A 15,425-nucleotide genomic window follows, 5' to 3' on the forward strand; every position below is an offset into this window, starting at 1 on the left:
CGGCTGCGGGCCGGTGGGGCTTCTCGCGCAGGTCCCCGCGCCCCTGGCGGGCCGCGGTCCGCCCCCCGACCGGCGTCGTCTGGTTAGGAGGCCACTTGTTCCTTCGCGGTGGCCTGGTGTGCCGCCTCGTCCTCGCCCAGCGACTCCCGGTGCGTCTCGCGCACGAACCACACCGTCACCGCCGTGATGGCCGCACCACCGCAGATCAACAACGACACCGGCGTGCTGGAACCCCCGTTCGCGGCCACCAGGCTCCCCGCGATCATCGGTGAGAAACCCGCCCCGATCAGCGTCGCGAGCTGATAGCCCAGCGACGCCCCCGTGTAGCGCACCCGCGTCCCGAACATCTCCGTCAGCAACGCCCCCAGCGGTCCGTACATGACCGACTGCGCGATGCCGTGCCCCAGTACCACCGCCATGATCAGCAGCCCGGGTGAGCGCGAGTCCACCAGCGCCAGCACCGGAAACGCCAGCGCCGCCGAGGCCAGCGCACCCGCCAGGACCACCGGCCGGCGCCCCACCCGGTCCGACAGTGCCGACGCGCACGGCAGAACCACCAGCGCCACCGCCGCCGACACCGTCAACGCCCTGAGCACCTCGGGCCGCGGATACCCGATCCCCGTCGCGTACGCGATCAGATAACTCGTGAGCAGCGACTGAGCCGTGAACGCGCCGATCCCCACACACGCCGCCAGCACCAGCGCCCGCGGCCGGCGCACCACATCCAGCAACGGCAACCGCGCCCGGTCCTTCTTCACCTGGGTGAACAGCGGACTCTCCACGACCTTGAGCCGCACGAACAGCCCGACCCCCAGCAGCACCACACTCAACAGGAACGGCACCCGCCAACCCCACGCCGCGAACTCCTCCCGCGGCATCGCCACCACCAGGGTGACCACCAGCGACGACAGCAGCGAACCCAAGGGTGCCCCCATCTGGGTGAAGCTCGACCACAACCCGCGCCGCTTCTCCCCGGCGTGCTCGACGACCATCAGCGTCGCACCGCCCCACTCACCGCCGATCGCGATGCCCTGCAGCACCCGCAGCGTGATCAGCAGCACCGGCGCCCACACTCCGATGGTGTCGTAGGTGGGCAGCAGACCGATCAGGAAACTCGCACCGCCCATCAGCCCCATCGTCAGCAGCAGCATCGACTTACGGCCCAGCCGGTCACCGAAGTGCCCGAACACGATCCCGCCCAGCGGACGGGCCACGTATCCCGCCGCGAACGTCCCGAACGCGGCGATCGTGCCCACCGCCGGATCCGCGCCGGGAAAGAACAACTCGCCGAACACCAGCGCGGCGACCGTGCCGTAGACGAGGAAGTCGTAGAACTCCACGGCGGTGCCCAGCAGCCCGGACAGCGCCACACGGCGCAACTGTCGCGTGCGCCCGGCCTGTTCGGCCTGCTCGGCCCCTTCGGAGTTCGGGGGTGGTGGGGCGACGGGGGACGAAGGCATCGCGGTCTCCCTGGAGCGGGGGGAAGGACACTGCGAACTTAGGTGCATGTCTCAACGTCGTCAATAAAGTGCACAACATTGGGTCGCGGGGGAGGGCTCCGGGACAGTGGGGACCGTCAGTCCGTCGAGCCAGGAGGCACGCACGTCATGAACGCCATCGCCGTCATCGGAGCCGGGCCGGGTCTCGGCGCGGCCGTCGCCCGTCGCTTCGGCCGTGAGGGGTTCGCCGTGGCGCTCGTCGCCCGCGATCCCGAGCGCACGAAGGCGCTCGCCGCCGGCCTCGCCGACGAGGGTGTCACCGCGCAGGGGTTCGCGGCCGACGTACGCGACCCGGAGGCCCTCACCGCCGCGCTCGACGCGGCCCACTCGGCGCTGGGGCCGATCGAGGTCCTTCAGTACAGCCCGCTGCCGCACCCGGACTTCATGCTGCCGGTGCTGGAGACGAGCCACACCGACCTGGTCGGCCCGATCGAGTTCTCCGTCTACGGCGCGGTCGCCGCCGTACGGCAGGTGCTGCCCGGTATGCGCGCCCTCGGTCGGGGCACGATCCTGCTCGTCAACGGCGGCACGGCCGTGGTCCCGCACCCCGACCGGGCGGGGACGTCCGTCGCGTTCGCCGCCGAGAGCGCGTACGGCCACCTGCTGCACGACACCCTCGGGGCCGAGGGCATCCATGTCGCGCAGCTGGTGGTGCCCGGCGCGATCGTCCCCGGGCACCACCGCAAGGACCCGGCCGTCCTCGCCGACGCCCTCTGGGGCATCCACCGCGACCGCCATGGCTTCCGGCACTTCGCCGACGACCTCGACGCCTGACGGTCGGCGCGCGGACGCCCGGGGGCGGTGTCAGGCTGAGGGCACAGCAACGAGAACGCGAAGGGGAATCCCGTGATCACCACTGACCTGACGCCCGGCTCCCCCTGCTGGCTGGACCTCGGCGTCCGCGACCTGCCGGCCGCGGCCGCCTTCTACCGGGCGGTGCTGGGCTGGGAGTACGAGCCCATGGGCGAGGGCGAGGGCGAGGGGGAGGAGACGGAGGGCTCGGGCGGAGTCTTCCGCAAGGACGGAAAGGTCGTCGGCGGGCTCGGCGAACTCACCGAGCAGGGCGCGCGCTCGGCCTGGATGATCTACTACACCGTCACCGACGCGGACGCCACGACGCGGGCCGTGGAGAGCGCCGGCGGCACGGTCCGGGTGCCGTCGAGGGACCTCGGGGACTGGGGCCGGATGGCCCAGTACAGCGACCCGCTCGGCGGCCAGTTCGCCGTCTGGCAGCCGGGCACGAACGCGGGCTTCGAACTCGCGGACGAGCCCGGCTCGCTGACCTGGACGGAGCTGTACACGACGGACGCCCCGGCCGCCAAGGAGTTCTACGGCGGCGTCCTCGGCTGGCAGTTCGGTGAGATGCCGATGCCGGGCGACGCGGGCGCGTACACGCTCATCACGCCCGCCGGGCTTCCCGAGGAGCGGATGCAGGGCGGCCTCATGCAGCTGCGGGCCGAGGACCTCTCCCTGAACGACGGACGGCCGTACTGGCACCCCGTCTTCGCCGTCACCGACTGCGACACGGCCGTGGCGGCGGTCACCGGGCACGGCGGCAGCGTGCAGATGGGTCCCGAGGACATGCCGGGCGTCGGCCGGCTCGCCGTCTGCCTCGACCCGTCGAACGCGGACTTCGTCCTCCTCGCCGCCGAGAGCTGACTCCTCGCGGCCCCTTCGCGCCTCCCACGCCACCGTCTCCGAGACGGTGGCGTGCTCACCGTTGCGGAAATCGCGATCGGCGTCCATCATCCCATCAACAGGAATCCTGTTGATTCAATGTTGGGGCGATGGGTGGGTGCGATCATGTCGTTCGGTGCCAGAATCAAGGCCAGAGGGGTGCAGTTGCTGCTCAGCGGCGTCATGACCCGTGTCCACCAGGACCTGCGCTTCGCCGACGTCCCGAAGCGGACGGAAACCCTCCGGGTGGAGACGGGCGCCGGACCGGTCGACTGCACCGTCTACCGCCCGCCGACGACCACCCCGACCCCCGCGCCCGTCTACGTCAACTTCCACGGGGGCGGCTTCATCGTGGCCCGCCCCGAGCAGGACGACCACATCTGCCGTCACATCGCCGCCACGGCCGGCTGTGTCGTCGTCAACGTGGACTACGCCGTCGCCCCGCAGCGCGTCTTCCCCACCGCCGTCACCCAGGCCTACGACGTCGTCGAGTGGATCGCGGAGAACGGCGACGCCCACGGCTGGGACGGCTCGCGGATCGCCGTCGGAGGACACAGCGCGGGGGCCAACCTGACCGCCGGGGTATGCCGGACGGCCCGAGCCCGGGGCACCTTCACACCCCGCCTCCAGATCATCGACTCCGCGCCGCTCGACCTGGTCGCCGACCCGGCCACCAAGCGGTCCCGCATCGCCAAACCGCTGCTCAGCCCGCAGCTCATGCGGATCTTCACCGCCGCCTACGTCCCGGATCCTGCGGACCTCGCCGACCCGCTGGCCTCACCCGGACTCGCCGACGACCTCGCCGGACTGCCGCCCGCCCTCGTCATCACCGCCGAGAACGACCGCCTGCGCGACGAGGGCGACGCCTACGCCGAGGCCCTGGCAGCCGCCGGGGTCCCGGTCACCCACCGTGTCTTCGAGGGCGTCGACCACTACTTCACCCACACCGGCCCGGTGCCGGCGGGCAAGGAGGCGATCGACCTGATGGCCACGACCCTGCGCACCGCCCTGGACGCGACGGTCCCCGACGCGGCCTGACGACGGTTCGCACTCGACGACGGCTCGCCCTGGACGGCGGCCGCTTCCGAGGGCCGCGCGTCCTCGGGAGCGGCCGCTTGTCCGGCCGGACCCACACCGGATCGACGAAAGGTACGACGTGCGGTTGCACACCCGGGAATGGGGCGCCGGCGAGCGGATCGCCCTGCTTGTCCACGGCATCATGTCCGACTCCCGCACCTGGCGTCGGGTCGCCCCGGCGCTCGCGGACCGCGGCTATCGGGTGATCGCCGTGGACCTGCGCGGCCACGGGCTGTCACCGCGCGGCGAGTACAGCGCGCGGCTCTTCGCCGACGACCTCGTCGACACCCTGCCCCGACAGGCCGACCTGGCCCTGGGGCACTCCCTGGGCGGGCTCGCCCTCTCCCTCGCCGTCGATCGGCTGCGGCCCCGGCGCGCGGTCTACTCGGACCCCGCCTGGTCGTCGGCCGACCCCGACCGTCGCGTCGGCCCCGAGGTGTTCGCCTCGTTCAAACGCGCCACCCGCGCCCAGACGGCCGCGCTCAACCCGCGCTGGGACCCCGAGGATGTCGACATCGAGATGGCCACCCTGGCCGCCTGGGACGCCGGCTCCGCCCACTTCCTCGGCGGCCGCCCGCTCACCGGCTTCGTCCCCGACCGGCTCGTGGTCCCCTCCCTCCTCCAACTCGCCGACCCCAGTCACCTGGTCGGCCCCGAGGACGCCGAGCGGCTCAGGTCCGACGGCTTCGCGGTCCGTACGGTCCCCGGAGCGGGCCACACCATCCACCGGGACGACTTCGACGGCTTCATGACGTCCCTCGACGGCTGGATCTGACGGCCGCGCGCCCTTTCCACGGCGGCCCGGGACGGCCCGCGCGGTGCCGTGGCTAGCGCGCGGTGCGGGCGCGCTCGTACAGGACGGGGTCGTGCGCGTTGACGACGGTCAGGTCCTCGTCGCGGCGGCGGTGCAGTTCGGCGAGGCGGGCGTGGTTGGCGCGCACCTGCTTCAGGTCGTACGCCAGCAGGTTCTCCATGGCCCGCAGGGCACGGGGGACGGGGGCGTGACCGTCGATCGTCCCCCGGTGGAAGAACGCGTCACCCGCGTGCAGGATCCAGCCGCTTCCGGTGTCGACCGCGACGCAGGCGTGACCGCGGGTGTGCCCCGGCAGGGACACCAGGACGACACCCGGGGCGACGGCGTCCAGTTCCTTGGCGGCGGCGAAGCCACGCCACGCCTCGCCGTCCGGCGTGTGCTCGACGATCTTCGGCCCGTGGGCCCACTGCGCCGACCGGTACCGCGACCGCTCCCGGCGGGACGGGGAGACCATCGCCCCCAGGACCTCGGCCGCGGTCGTGTGGACCTGGGCGCCGGGAAAGTCGGAGATGCCGCCGATGTGGTCGTGGTCGAAGTGGGTGACGACGATGTGCCGCACGTCCTCCCGCCGGAACCCGAGGGCCTCGACCTGACGCGCCGCCGTCTCCTCGGCCCGGAGTACGGGTCTGATCAGACGCCGGGAGGGCCCCAGCCGACGGCCGGGCTCGGCGATGTCGCTCAGCCCGAACCCGGAGTCCACCAGCACCAGTCCGCCCGGCGCCTCGACCAGCAGGACGTGGCACACCAGCGCGCCGGTGAGCGGGAGCATCGTCCCGCAGTTGAGGTGGTGCACCTTCACGGCCGTACCGCCTTCGGGGGTGTCGGGGAGAGACGAGCACGCACAGGGCGCGCCCGCTCCACGGCCTCCGGGGGAGGCCCGGCGCACAGCGTACGGGTCGGCCCTGGGCCCGGGTACGGCAAGGCCCCCGGCCTCATCCCTCGTCGGCGGGCGGCGGACCCCAGTCCGCCCCGGTGCGCAGGCGGTACGCGGCCACCGCGGACTCGACGGTGGGGAAGAAGTGCCCGGGGTCGATGGTGCGCGTGAGGCCGTAGCGTTCGATCTTGCGGCGTACGGGGTCCTTGAGCTCGGCGAACACCAGGTGCACATGCCGGGCGTTGAGCTCCTCGTCGAGTTCCTCCAGCACGTCGGCGGCGGTGGTGTCCACGTCGGTCATGGGCTCCGCCGCGATCACGATCCAGCTCGGCCGCGGCTCGGCGGCCGCCAGGCGCCTGACCTCGTCGCGGAAGGTCCTGGCGTTGGCGAAGAAGAGCGGCGCGTCGAACCGGTAGATCACCAGCCCCGGCAGCTGCCCGGCCCGCGGGTAGGAGCGGACGTCGTGGTAGCCCTCCAGGTCGGGCACCCGCCCCAGGACGGTGTTGTACGGCCACCAGGCACGCCGGAAGACATTGAGGACGGACAACGCCACGGCGACGGCGATCCCGGGCAGTACGCCCAGCAGCGCCACGCCCAGGAAGGCCGCGAGGCAGAGCAGGAACTCCGCTCGGCGCTGCCGCCACAGCCGTACCGCCCCCGGCACGTCGGACAGGGAGAGCGACGCGGTGATGACCACGGCCGCGAGCGCCGGCTGCGGCAGATCGCGGAAGAGGCCGGGGACCAGCACCAGCATGAGGACGATCAGCGCCGCTCCGACGACCCCGGTGAGCTGGCTCCTGGCCCCCGCGCGCTCCGCCACGGCCGTCCGGGACCCGCTCGTGCTGACCGGGAAGCCCTGGAAGAGGCCGGCCGCCAGATTCGCGACCCCGACCCCGGCCATCTCCTGGTTGCCGCGGACCTCCTGCCCCGTGCGGGCGGCGAAGGCCGACGCGTTGGAGATCGTGTCGGTCAGGGACACCAGGGCGATGCCCAGCGCACCGCCGAGGAGCGGCACGAGGTCGGAGAGCCGGATCTCGGGGATCGTGAACGGCGGGAAACCCTCGGGCAGTTCGCCGACCAGGCTGACGCCGCGCTCGCCGAGGTCGAAGGCCGTGGCCGCGGCGATCGCCAGGACCACCATCACGAGCACCGCGGGGACCTTCGGCAGGAATCGCTGCAGCACCAGGATGACGGCGATCCCGCCGCAGCCGACCGCGGCGGCGGCCGGCACCGCCGCCCCGTCGGCGAGTTCCCGGACGAACCCGGCGCACTCGCCGAGCAGGCTGTCCGCCTCCACCTTGAAGCCGAGCAGCTTGGGCAGCTGACCGATCAGGATGGTCAGCGCCAGGCCGTTCATGTAGCCGATCATCGTCGGCTTGGAGATCAGGTCGGCGACGAAACCGAGCTTCGCCACCGACGCCAGGATCATGACGGCCGCCACCATGAGCGCGAGCATCGACGCCAGCGCGACCGCCCGGTCCGGGTCCCCGTCCGCCGCCACCAGGGGCAGCACGGTGGCGGCGATCATCGGCCCGAGCGAGGAGTCCGGGCCCAGCACCAGGATCCGGGACGGCCCGCACACCGCGTACCCGAGCAGACAGAGCACCGTCGTGTAGAGGCCGGTGATGGGCGGCAGACCCGCCAGCTCGGCGTACGCCATGCCCTGCGGGACCAGCAGCGTGGTCAGGACGACCCCCGCGACCAGGTCCTTGACCAGCCACTCGCGCCGGTAGGACGACACCGCCCGGACCCCGGGGACCGCCCGTACCCGGGCGAGCAGCCCTCGACTCTCGCGCTGCGTTGTCACAGACCGCCCCGTCCTTCCGTCCCGGCACCCCGCACAGCGTGGCACGCGAACGGCCGGGACCCCGGCGCGGACGGTGAGGTGTCGGCCTGCCGGACGTCGGCGTCAGCCGAGGTCGAAGAGGTTCGGCAGCCGCAGGAGGTACCGGGTCCGGTCGTGGCGCTTGAGCGCCTCCAACTCGGGTGCCCGGTACAGCGGGGTGACGGTGCACCGCTGGGCGGACGAACCGATCCGGTCCAGCAGGGCGTTGACCGCCTGCCGGGCGGAGGTGTTGGCGCCCTCCATCGTCGCCAGGTCGATGGGTACGGCCACGTAGTCGCCGGACAGGAAGAGGTTGGGGATCTTCGTGGCCGAGCGCGGGCGGTGGTGGAAGGTCCCCGTCGGATGGATCAGCAACTGCTCCTCGTTGACCGGGTTCGGGGTGCCGAGTCCGTCCACGGCCGGGTCGAGGAACCAGGAGTGCAGCACGGAGTCCTTCAGGACCGTACGGCCGGTGTCGTTGAGCGCGGCCTTCAGCTGCGCCCACACCTCGCGGGCTACCTCGGCGCGGGTGCACTGCTTGGCCGTCTTCCCGTACAGGATGCCCGGCCGGTCCCACTCGGAGACGTCCACGGAGAGGCAGTCCGCGACCGTGCCGTCCCCGAAGTCGGCGGGGAAGTCGTGGTCCGGCCAGTGCTGCGCCTGCGCGATCGCCGTCAGCGACCAGGGGGAGTCGATGAGGTCGAGATGGCCGTGCAGGATCGGCGTGCGTTCGGTCAGATAGAACTGGATGCCGGTCATCCAGTCGGTCTGCAGCCGGTCGCACGCGGCGAGCTGGGGGTCGGCCGCGCGCACGGCCGGGTTCCAGGTGCGTCGGGCGTGCTCGACCGGCATGGCCGAGATGTAGTGGTCGGCGGTGACGGTGCGCCGGGTGCCCGCCGGATCCTCGATGACGGCCGCGCCGATCCGGCCCCCGTCCAGGGTCAGGTCCCGTACCGTCCAGCCGATCCGGAACTCGACTCCGAGGGATCGCAGATACGTCACCCACGGGTCGATCCAGGCCTCGTTGGTGGGTGCGTCGAGGATCCGGTCCAGCGGGCCGTCCGCGCCCCGCCCCAGCAGGTTGAAGGCGAAGGCCTCCAGCAGGGTGGCGACCGTACGGGTGCTGGCCTCCTCCGCCTTGGTGGCCACGATGTTGCGGGTGATGCCGACGGCGAGGATGCGCTGGTAGTCGTACGACATCTGCCCGGCCCGTACGAACTCCCACCACGGTGTCCGCTCCCACGTCTCGTCGCGGCGTTCGTCGCAGCTGGTGAGGAAGACCAGGAAGCGGTTGGCGAAGTAGAGGGCCTCGTGCAGGGGGAGGTTGAAGGCGGTGTCCAGCACCGAGGTGACGGCCCGGCGGATCTCGTCGGGGGTGAGTTCGGCGGGGCTGTTGTCCGGCCAGGGGAGCGGGATCCTGATGTCCTCGCGGCCGCCGGACCGGGCGAACAGCATCTCCTTGGGGGCGACGAGGTTGTCGTGCACGCCATGGGCGTTGCCCGGGAAGGGGATGCGGCGCATGGTGTCGGGCAGGTTGTGATAGATCCCCGGGATGAAGCGGAAGCCGTGCTCCCCGGGCAACGGGGCACGGCCGCCCGTGCCGCTGCCCGGTACGTCCATGCTGCGGGCCTTGCCGCCGAGCGCCTTGCGTTCGTACACCGTCACCTGGAAGCCGCGTTCGGCGAGTTCGTGCGCCGCCGTGAGACCGGCGACGCCCCCGCCCAGGACCGCCACGGTGTGTGGCGCGGCCTCTTCCCGCGCCTCCGCCCGCGGCGCGGTGCCGAGGGCGACGGCGCCACCGGCGGCCGTCGCCGTACCCAGGAACCCTCTGCGTGTGGTGCCGCCCAACGCGTCCATCGCCCACCCCTTACCGTCGGTAACCGTTGGCGTACGAAGATAGGAGCGCCACACCGATCCCGAAAGACGACCGACGCCGCCGGGGCCACTTTGGCTTGATCCGCGTCGGACCACCGCGGCCGTCCCTCTCGCCCCTCGCCCCGACTCTTTCGCGGCCGGTGTGGTGTGCGTCACCGCGGCCGGATTGAGTGGCAGGCCAGGGGCGTGCACGTACCCTCTCGTGACGCATGAGACCAGGACTGCGAGGATGGGGCGCGATGACCGCTGGGGGGTGTTCCCGCACGCTCAGGGCCGCCGTGTTCGCGGCCGTCTGCGTGCTGCTCACCTCCCTCGGGCACGTCCTGATGTCGGGGACCGCGGTGCCCTGGTGGGCCATGGTCGCGGGGGCGGCGGCCACCGGCGGCGCGGCCTGGTGGTCGGGTGCCAGGGAGCGCGGACCCGTACTGGTCGGCGCCGCCACGGTCGCCGCGCAGGCCTTCCTCCACGCGACGTTCTCGCTCGCCCACGCGGTGGTGCGGCATCCCCGGGGTGCCACGGGCCCGGCCACGGACGTGTCCGGCCACGCGACGGGCGCCCTGCCCGCCCGGTCCGCCATGGCGCCGATGGACCACACGACGGGAGCCCCGCCCACCGCGCCGTCGACCGACCACCTGGGCGCGGCGGTCACACACGGGCTGGAGCACGTCATGGGCGGCCTGCCCTCGACGGGCATGCTCGCCGCCCATCTGCTGGCCGCGCTGCTGTGCGGTCTCTGGCTCGCCCACGGTGAGCGTGCCGCGTTCCGCATCCTGCGGGCGCTCGCCGGCTGGCTGACCGCGCCGCTCCGCCTGCTCCTCGGACCGTCCGCCCCGGCGCAGCGTCCGCCGGCCCGCGCCCACCGCGCCCGTGGCGACGGCGGGCCGCGCCGCTACCTCCTCATCCACGCGATCACCTCCCGGGGGCCACCGGCCGGGACCGCTGTCGCCGTCTGACGACAGCCGGTTTCCGGGGGCGCCCGCGAGCACGACGCGCTGTCGGCTCCACGCCCCGGACACACGCCGCACCCCTGAGCGCGACGATCGGCACCGGCCGATCCGCGCACGCCGGGGCTGCCCCGTGTCCCGCCACGCCAACAGCCCGTCCACTCAAGGGAGTTTCCCGTGCATCGCTCCACCCTGCAGCGCACCCTGCGTCGATCCGGCGCCCTCACCGCCGTCGCCCTCGCGGCCGTCGTCGCCGTCGCGGGGCCCGCCGCGGCCCACGCCGACGTCGAGGCGAAGGGGGCCCGCGCCCTCGACCAGAACGTCGAACTGACCTTCTCCGCCGCGTCGGAGTCCACCACGGCCGGCATCACCAAGCTGGAGGTGATCCTGCCCGAGGGCATCGCCCCCGCCGACATCACCTACGAGAAGGGCCCCGACGGCTGGAAGCTCAGCCCCACCGACCGGGGCTACACCGTCTCGGGCGAGAAGCAGGCGGTGGGGGAGGACGTCGAGTACGTCGTCACCGTACGGCAGTTGCCCGACGCGAAGTCGCTGGTCTTCAAGACCCTGCAGTCCTACAGCGACGGCAAGGTGGACCGCTGGATCGAACTGGAGGAGGAGTCCGGAGACGGCCACCACGGCCACCCGGCACCCCGCCTGGACCTGAAGGCCGCCGCGCCCGGCGCGAAGCTCGTCAGCCCCACGCCCACCCCCTCCGAAGAGCCCACGACGGCCGCCCCCACGAAGGGGGCCACGGCGGAGCCGGAGGCCGGGACGCCGTCGGCGGAGCCCGCGGCGGCCGGCACGGACGGCGACGACGGTCTCTCCCCGGCCGTGCCACTGGGCATCGGTGCGGTCGTCCTCGTGGCGGTCGGCGGCGGAGTGTGGTGGCTGCGCGGCCGCCGCGGCGGAACCGCCTGACACCGGCCCCGTCCGAGGCGGCGGCGGCCGGACGGTGAATCGGCCGGGAGGGGGTATGCGGATGTCGGTCAACAGCCGTGGGGAAAGGATTGAGGATGACCGACGACGCCTATCTGTTCCTGCTCGACGACGAGTCCGTACCGCTCGGCGTGGCCCCCGCCGCCGTCGAGGACCTCGCGTGCATGGAGACGCCCGCGGTCCGCGCGTGGCTGGACGCCCACGGGACCACGCCGACCTCCGCGCGCCTGCGCCTGCTGCCGCCGGAGGAGACGGCCGCCATCCCCGAGGGCGCGGAGCGGGTGCCCGTCCCGCTGAGCGACGAGGAACTGAGCCGGGTCCGCCACCGGTTGGCACCGGAGCCGCTGGCCCGGATCGAGGAGGAACTGCTCGCCTACCGCGACTGCGCGGACGGCCGGGACGGCCTGATCGGCCGCGCCCTGGCCGCGGGCGTGCCGCCGCACCGCATCGTCGAGCTGACGGGGATGGACCCCGCCACGGTGACGGCCGCGGCGAACGGCTGAGTCGTCGCGATGGGAACCGTGGTCCACGTCCCGCAGACGCGGGACATGATCGGGGAGGAACTCTCCGGCGACGAGGCGCTGACCGCGCTGAGGCGCTACGGCGGCCGCCGGCTGCTCCTCGACGCGTTCGCGCGGTTCCGCTACGCGGACGGTTTCAGCCACTCCCGTTCGCTCGCGTTCCAGGTGGTGCTGGGCCTGGTGCCGTTCACCATCGCGCTGGTCGGCGTGGCCACGACCGTGCACACGGAGAGCGTGGGGCGGATCATCGAACTCACCGTGGGCCGGATCGTGCCGGGCGCCAGCGCGAGCCTGGTCGAGGACGCGCTGGACACCACCACGCGCAGCGCCGGTTCCGGCGTCTGGAACGCCGTCGCCATGTGGCTGGGACTCGCCTTCGCCCTGCTCAACCTCGCCTCGGCGATGGGGCAGGTGGAGCGGGGCGCCAACCGCATCTACGGCATCGAACGCGACCGGCCCTTCCTCGCCAAGTACGGGCGGGCCCTGCTCCTCGCGCTCGCCGCGGGCATGCCGATGGTGCTGGGCTTCCTCGCGCTGGTCGCCGGGGACGCCGTGGGGAACGCGGTGGTGGAGGCCCTCGGCGGGTCGCGGGAGTGGCTCGACCGGTGGGGCCCGCTCGAAGTGCCGCTGGGCGTCCTGCTCGCCTGGGTCGCGTCGGCGGTGATCTTCCGCTGGGCTCCGCGCAGGGACCAACCGGGCTACACCTGGCTCGCGTTCGGCTCGGCGGTCCACCTGGTCCTGTGGGTCACGGCCACCTGGCTACTGGCGCTCTACGTCGCGAAGAGCGGGTCCTTCGGCGCCGTGTACGGGCCCCTGACGGCGTTCGTCGCCCTGTTGCTGTGGGCCAACCTGACGGGCGTGGCGCTGTTCCTGGGCATCGCGTTCGCCGCCCAACTCGAAGCGGCCCGCGCCGGCATCACCGAGGCCGTACGACCCGATCCCGGGCCGGGGCCGTGATGCCCGGCCCGGGACCGGGCGGCTCCGGCGGCCGACGTGGGAGGCATGCATGGGACCATCGCGGGTACGGGCGCGTATGTGAGGGGGGAATGAGGGCGGGACACGTGGGATCGAATGCCGACGGTGACGGCTGCAGCGGGCCGGACACCTATCTGATGCGCGCCGGATACGCCCTGGGTGGCGAGGACGGCTGCATCGCCGATGCCCGCCACCACGCTCTCGCCTTCCTCGACCGTGCCCACGCCGATCACCATCTGCCCGTCTCGGCACGGGTGCGGGACCTCACCCAGCTGGTGGTCAGTGAACTGGTCACCAACGCCCGCAAGTACGCCCCCGGGCCGGTGCTCCTGGAGCTGCGGGTCACCACCGACAGCGTGGACATCGTCGTATGGGACAGCGATCCCACGGTGCCCGCCGCGCAGGCCGCCGACCCCGACCGGATCGGACAGCACGGGCTGGAGATCGTCAAGGCCGTCGCCGAGGACCTCTTCGTCGAGCGGGAGCCGGTCGGCAAGCGCATCACGGCCCGGATCGCCCTGGCCGATCCGTCCGGTGGCGGCCGGTAGCGCGCGGGGAACGGTGGTTCGCGGCGACGGACGTCGGCGAAGCCCGGCGGACGGACGTCAGAGGACCACGGCCATACCGACGAGTCCGATCACTATCAGTGCTGCCAGCAGCAGGATCAGGGCGAGGGACAGCGACCCCCATCCCTTGCGCGGTGCGGGCGGCTCCGGGTGGGAGATGCCGTAGGTCCCCCCTTCGCCCGGTGGGGTCTCACCGGGCGGCACACCACGGCGGGCGTCGGCTCCCGGCATCCGTCGGGGGCCGGGATCAGAAGTCGTCATGGCACACGCTCCTTCGGCGGACGCGCTACTTGTTGGGCTTCGTGGAGCTGATGTCGCCCAGGGCCGACTCGGGGTCGCGCTCGATGGCCAGGTCCCCGAGGGAGACGATGCCCACCGGGTGCTGCTCCTCGTCGACGACCGGCATCCGGCGGACCGAGTGCTCCCGCATCAGTTCCACCGCACGGCGCACGTCGTCGTCCGGGCCGACCGTGACGAGGTCGTCGCTGCACGCGTCCGCCACGGTCGTCCGGCTCGGGTCGCCGCCCTCGGCCACCGTGCGGACCACCAGGTCGCGGTCGCTGACCAGCCCCCGCAGCCGATCGCCCTCGGTGACCAGGACGGCGCCGATGTCCTCGTCCCGCATCATCCGGGCCACGGTCACCACCGACGTCTGCGGTTCGACGGTCACCGGGGCGCTTGTCATCAGGTCGCTGACATGCTGAGTCATGGGAACCCATCCCTCCGCGGAGTGGGACGGCACCTTCACCGCCGCTCGGTCTCGCGAGTACCCATAACCGACAAAACTCCACACGGTTGCTTCGGATGCCTTCCCATGGGCACCCGTCCGTCTCACACACCCCTGAAGTGAGCTCAACCACCCGGAAGTGAGCGAGGTGTCACGGATGTCCAATCCGCAGCAGCCGGAACAGCGGCGCAGCGACAAGGGCGGTGCCACACCGCAGGACAGCGCCGAGCTGAAGGCGCGGCAGTCGGAGACCAAGCGCGGCGGCCATCCCACGGCACGGACAAGGGCGACAAGGGCGGTGGCAAGGGGGGAGGAGTGCCGCCGGGTCAGCAGCCGGATCACCCGTAGCCGAGAGGTCGTACCCGCGATACAGGTGGTACGCGCGATGCGGGTGATACCCGAGAAGCAAGCAAGACGGAGGTGACCGGATGGCGGCGCTCACGTTGGTGTCGACGTCGACGCTGTTCCTCACCCCGCCGGGTGTGTACGCACCGCAGTGGGACACGGAGTTGCTCACACGCGCCCTGTGCCGAGAAGGCGTGGACTCGTCCACCGACGTGCTCGACCTGGGGACCGGCAGCGGTGCCGTCGCCGTACAGGCGGCGCGTCTGGGTGCCCGGGTGACCGCCGTCGACATCTCATGGCTCTCCGTGTTCACGACGCGCGTCAACGCGCTGCTCGCCCGGCGGCGCGTGCGCGTCCGGCACGGCGACCTCACCACGGCGGTCGCGGGGCGCAGGTACGACCTGGTGATCAGCAATCCGCCCTATGTGCCCTCGCCCGCCGACCGGATACCGGGCGGGGGGCCGAGCCGGGCATGGGAGGCCGGCCGGGACGGCCGTGTCTTCGTCGACCGCCTCTGCGTGGCGGCACCCGGGATGCTCCGCCCGGGCGGGGCTCTGCTGGTCGTCCACTCGGCCCTGTGCGGCACCGACACCACGCTGCGAAACCTCGAGGACGGCGGACTGCGTGCCTCGGTCGTCGACCGCGCCGAGGTGCCCTACGGCCCGGTACTGCGCGCCCGCCGCCCCTGGCTCGTCCGCCAGGGCCTGATCGGCGAGGGCGACGACCAGGAGGAGCTGGTGGTCATCCGCGCGGAACGCCCCTGACGA

Annotated in this window: 16 protein-coding genes; 10 read left to right on the top strand and 6 right to left on the bottom strand. The window is 72.7% G+C overall.

The features are described from left to right. Positions 1–83 precede the first annotated feature (83 nt). Positions 84–1,460, bottom strand: a complete 1,377-nt coding sequence (locus GWK25_RS12910) for an MFS transporter (RefSeq protein ID WP_215450104.1) — start codon at positions 1,458–1,460, stop codon at positions 84–86. A gap of 147 nt (positions 1,461–1,607) precedes the next feature. On the opposite strand from GWK25_RS12910, the gene GWK25_RS12915 reads away from it, so the two are divergent. The 4 genes from GWK25_RS12915 (at position 1,608) to GWK25_RS12930 (ending at position 5,028) form a co-directional block, all read left to right on the top strand. Next, positions 1,608–2,273 (top strand): SDR family NAD(P)-dependent oxidoreductase, encoded by a 666-nt coding sequence (locus tag GWK25_RS12915; protein WP_215450107.1) that lies wholly within the window; start codon positions 1,608–1,610, stop codon positions 2,271–2,273. 72 nt (positions 2,274–2,345) lie between these two features. Further along, positions 2,346–3,158 carry a VOC family protein gene (locus GWK25_RS12920; protein WP_215450110.1) on the top strand — a complete coding sequence of 271 codons (813 nt, stop codon included), beginning with the start codon at positions 2,346–2,348 and terminating at the stop codon, positions 3,156–3,158. A 144-nt stretch (positions 3,159–3,302) separates the two neighbouring features. Continuing rightward, positions 3,303–4,214, top strand: a complete 912-nt coding sequence (locus tag GWK25_RS12925) for an alpha/beta hydrolase (protein ID WP_215450112.1) — start codon at positions 3,303–3,305, stop codon at positions 4,212–4,214. A gap of 118 nt (positions 4,215–4,332) precedes the next feature. Next, positions 4,333–5,028: an alpha/beta fold hydrolase gene (locus tag GWK25_RS12930; protein WP_215450114.1), complete on the top strand. Its 696-nt coding sequence runs from the start codon at positions 4,333–4,335 to the stop codon at positions 5,026–5,028. A gap of 52 nt (positions 5,029–5,080) precedes the next feature. Here the strand turns inward: GWK25_RS12930 and GWK25_RS12935 are convergent, their stop codons facing one another. The 3 genes from GWK25_RS12935 to GWK25_RS12945 all read right to left on the bottom strand — a co-directional run bounded on the left by GWK25_RS12935 (position 5,081) and on the right by GWK25_RS12945 (position 9,623). Then, positions 5,081–5,866 carry an MBL fold metallo-hydrolase gene (locus GWK25_RS12935; RefSeq protein WP_215450116.1) on the bottom strand — a complete coding sequence of 262 codons (786 nt, stop codon included), beginning with the start codon at positions 5,864–5,866 and terminating at the stop codon, positions 5,081–5,083. Between the two features lie 133 nt (positions 5,867–5,999). Further along, complete coding sequence (locus GWK25_RS12940) at positions 6,000–7,748, bottom strand: SulP family inorganic anion transporter (RefSeq protein WP_215450120.1); 1,749 nt, start codon at positions 7,746–7,748, stop codon at positions 6,000–6,002. A gap of 102 nt (positions 7,749–7,850) precedes the next feature. Further along, positions 7,851–9,623 (bottom strand): FAD-dependent oxidoreductase, encoded by a 1,773-nt coding sequence (locus tag GWK25_RS12945; protein ID WP_215450121.1) that lies wholly within the window; start codon positions 9,621–9,623, stop codon positions 7,851–7,853. Positions 9,624–9,880: 257 nt separating this feature from the next. Between GWK25_RS12945 and GWK25_RS12950 the strand changes: the two genes are divergently transcribed. From GWK25_RS12950 to GWK25_RS12970, 5 genes are all read left to right on the top strand, one after another. Then, positions 9,881–10,594, top strand: a complete 714-nt coding sequence (locus GWK25_RS12950; RefSeq protein WP_215450123.1) for a hypothetical protein — start codon at positions 9,881–9,883, stop codon at positions 10,592–10,594. 168 nt (positions 10,595–10,762) lie between these two features. Continuing rightward, positions 10,763–11,506 carry a DUF1775 domain-containing protein gene (locus GWK25_RS12955; protein WP_215450125.1) on the top strand — a complete coding sequence of 248 codons (744 nt, stop codon included), beginning with the start codon at positions 10,763–10,765 and terminating at the stop codon, positions 11,504–11,506. 95 nt (positions 11,507–11,601) lie between these two features. Next, entirely contained in the window at positions 11,602–12,027 is a 426-nt protein-coding gene (locus GWK25_RS12960) for a DUF6003 family protein (protein ID WP_215450127.1), read from the top strand. Between the two features lie 9 nt (positions 12,028–12,036). Then, a complete protein-coding gene (locus tag GWK25_RS12965; RefSeq protein WP_215450129.1) occupies positions 12,037–13,002 on the top strand; it encodes a YihY/virulence factor BrkB family protein in 966 nt (321 codons plus the stop codon). A gap of 104 nt (positions 13,003–13,106) precedes the next feature. Continuing rightward, complete coding sequence (locus GWK25_RS12970) at positions 13,107–13,568, top strand: ATP-binding protein (RefSeq protein ID WP_215450131.1); 462 nt, start codon at positions 13,107–13,109, stop codon at positions 13,566–13,568. Positions 13,569–13,625: 57 nt separating this feature from the next. Here GWK25_RS12970 and GWK25_RS12975 read toward each other — a convergent pair whose 3' ends face one another. Together GWK25_RS12975 and GWK25_RS12980 are read right to left on the bottom strand one after the other, a co-directional pair. Next, a complete protein-coding gene (locus GWK25_RS12975) occupies positions 13,626–13,847 on the bottom strand; it encodes a DUF6480 family protein (protein WP_215450133.1) in 222 nt (73 codons plus the stop codon). Between the two features lie 25 nt (positions 13,848–13,872). Next, positions 13,873–14,295 carry a CBS domain-containing protein gene (locus tag GWK25_RS12980; protein WP_215450134.1) on the bottom strand — a complete coding sequence of 141 codons (423 nt, stop codon included), beginning with the start codon at positions 14,293–14,295 and terminating at the stop codon, positions 13,873–13,875. 446 nt (positions 14,296–14,741) lie between these two features. Between GWK25_RS12980 and GWK25_RS12985 the strand changes: the two genes are divergently transcribed. Further along, complete coding sequence (locus GWK25_RS12985) at positions 14,742–15,422, top strand: HemK2/MTQ2 family protein methyltransferase (RefSeq protein WP_215450135.1); 681 nt, start codon at positions 14,742–14,744, stop codon at positions 15,420–15,422. Positions 15,423–15,425: the final 3 nt, after the last annotated feature.

The organism is Streptomyces sp. ATCC 21386 (assembly GCF_018728545.1).
Taxonomy (GTDB): Bacteria; Actinomycetota; Actinomycetes; order Streptomycetales; family Streptomycetaceae; genus Streptomyces.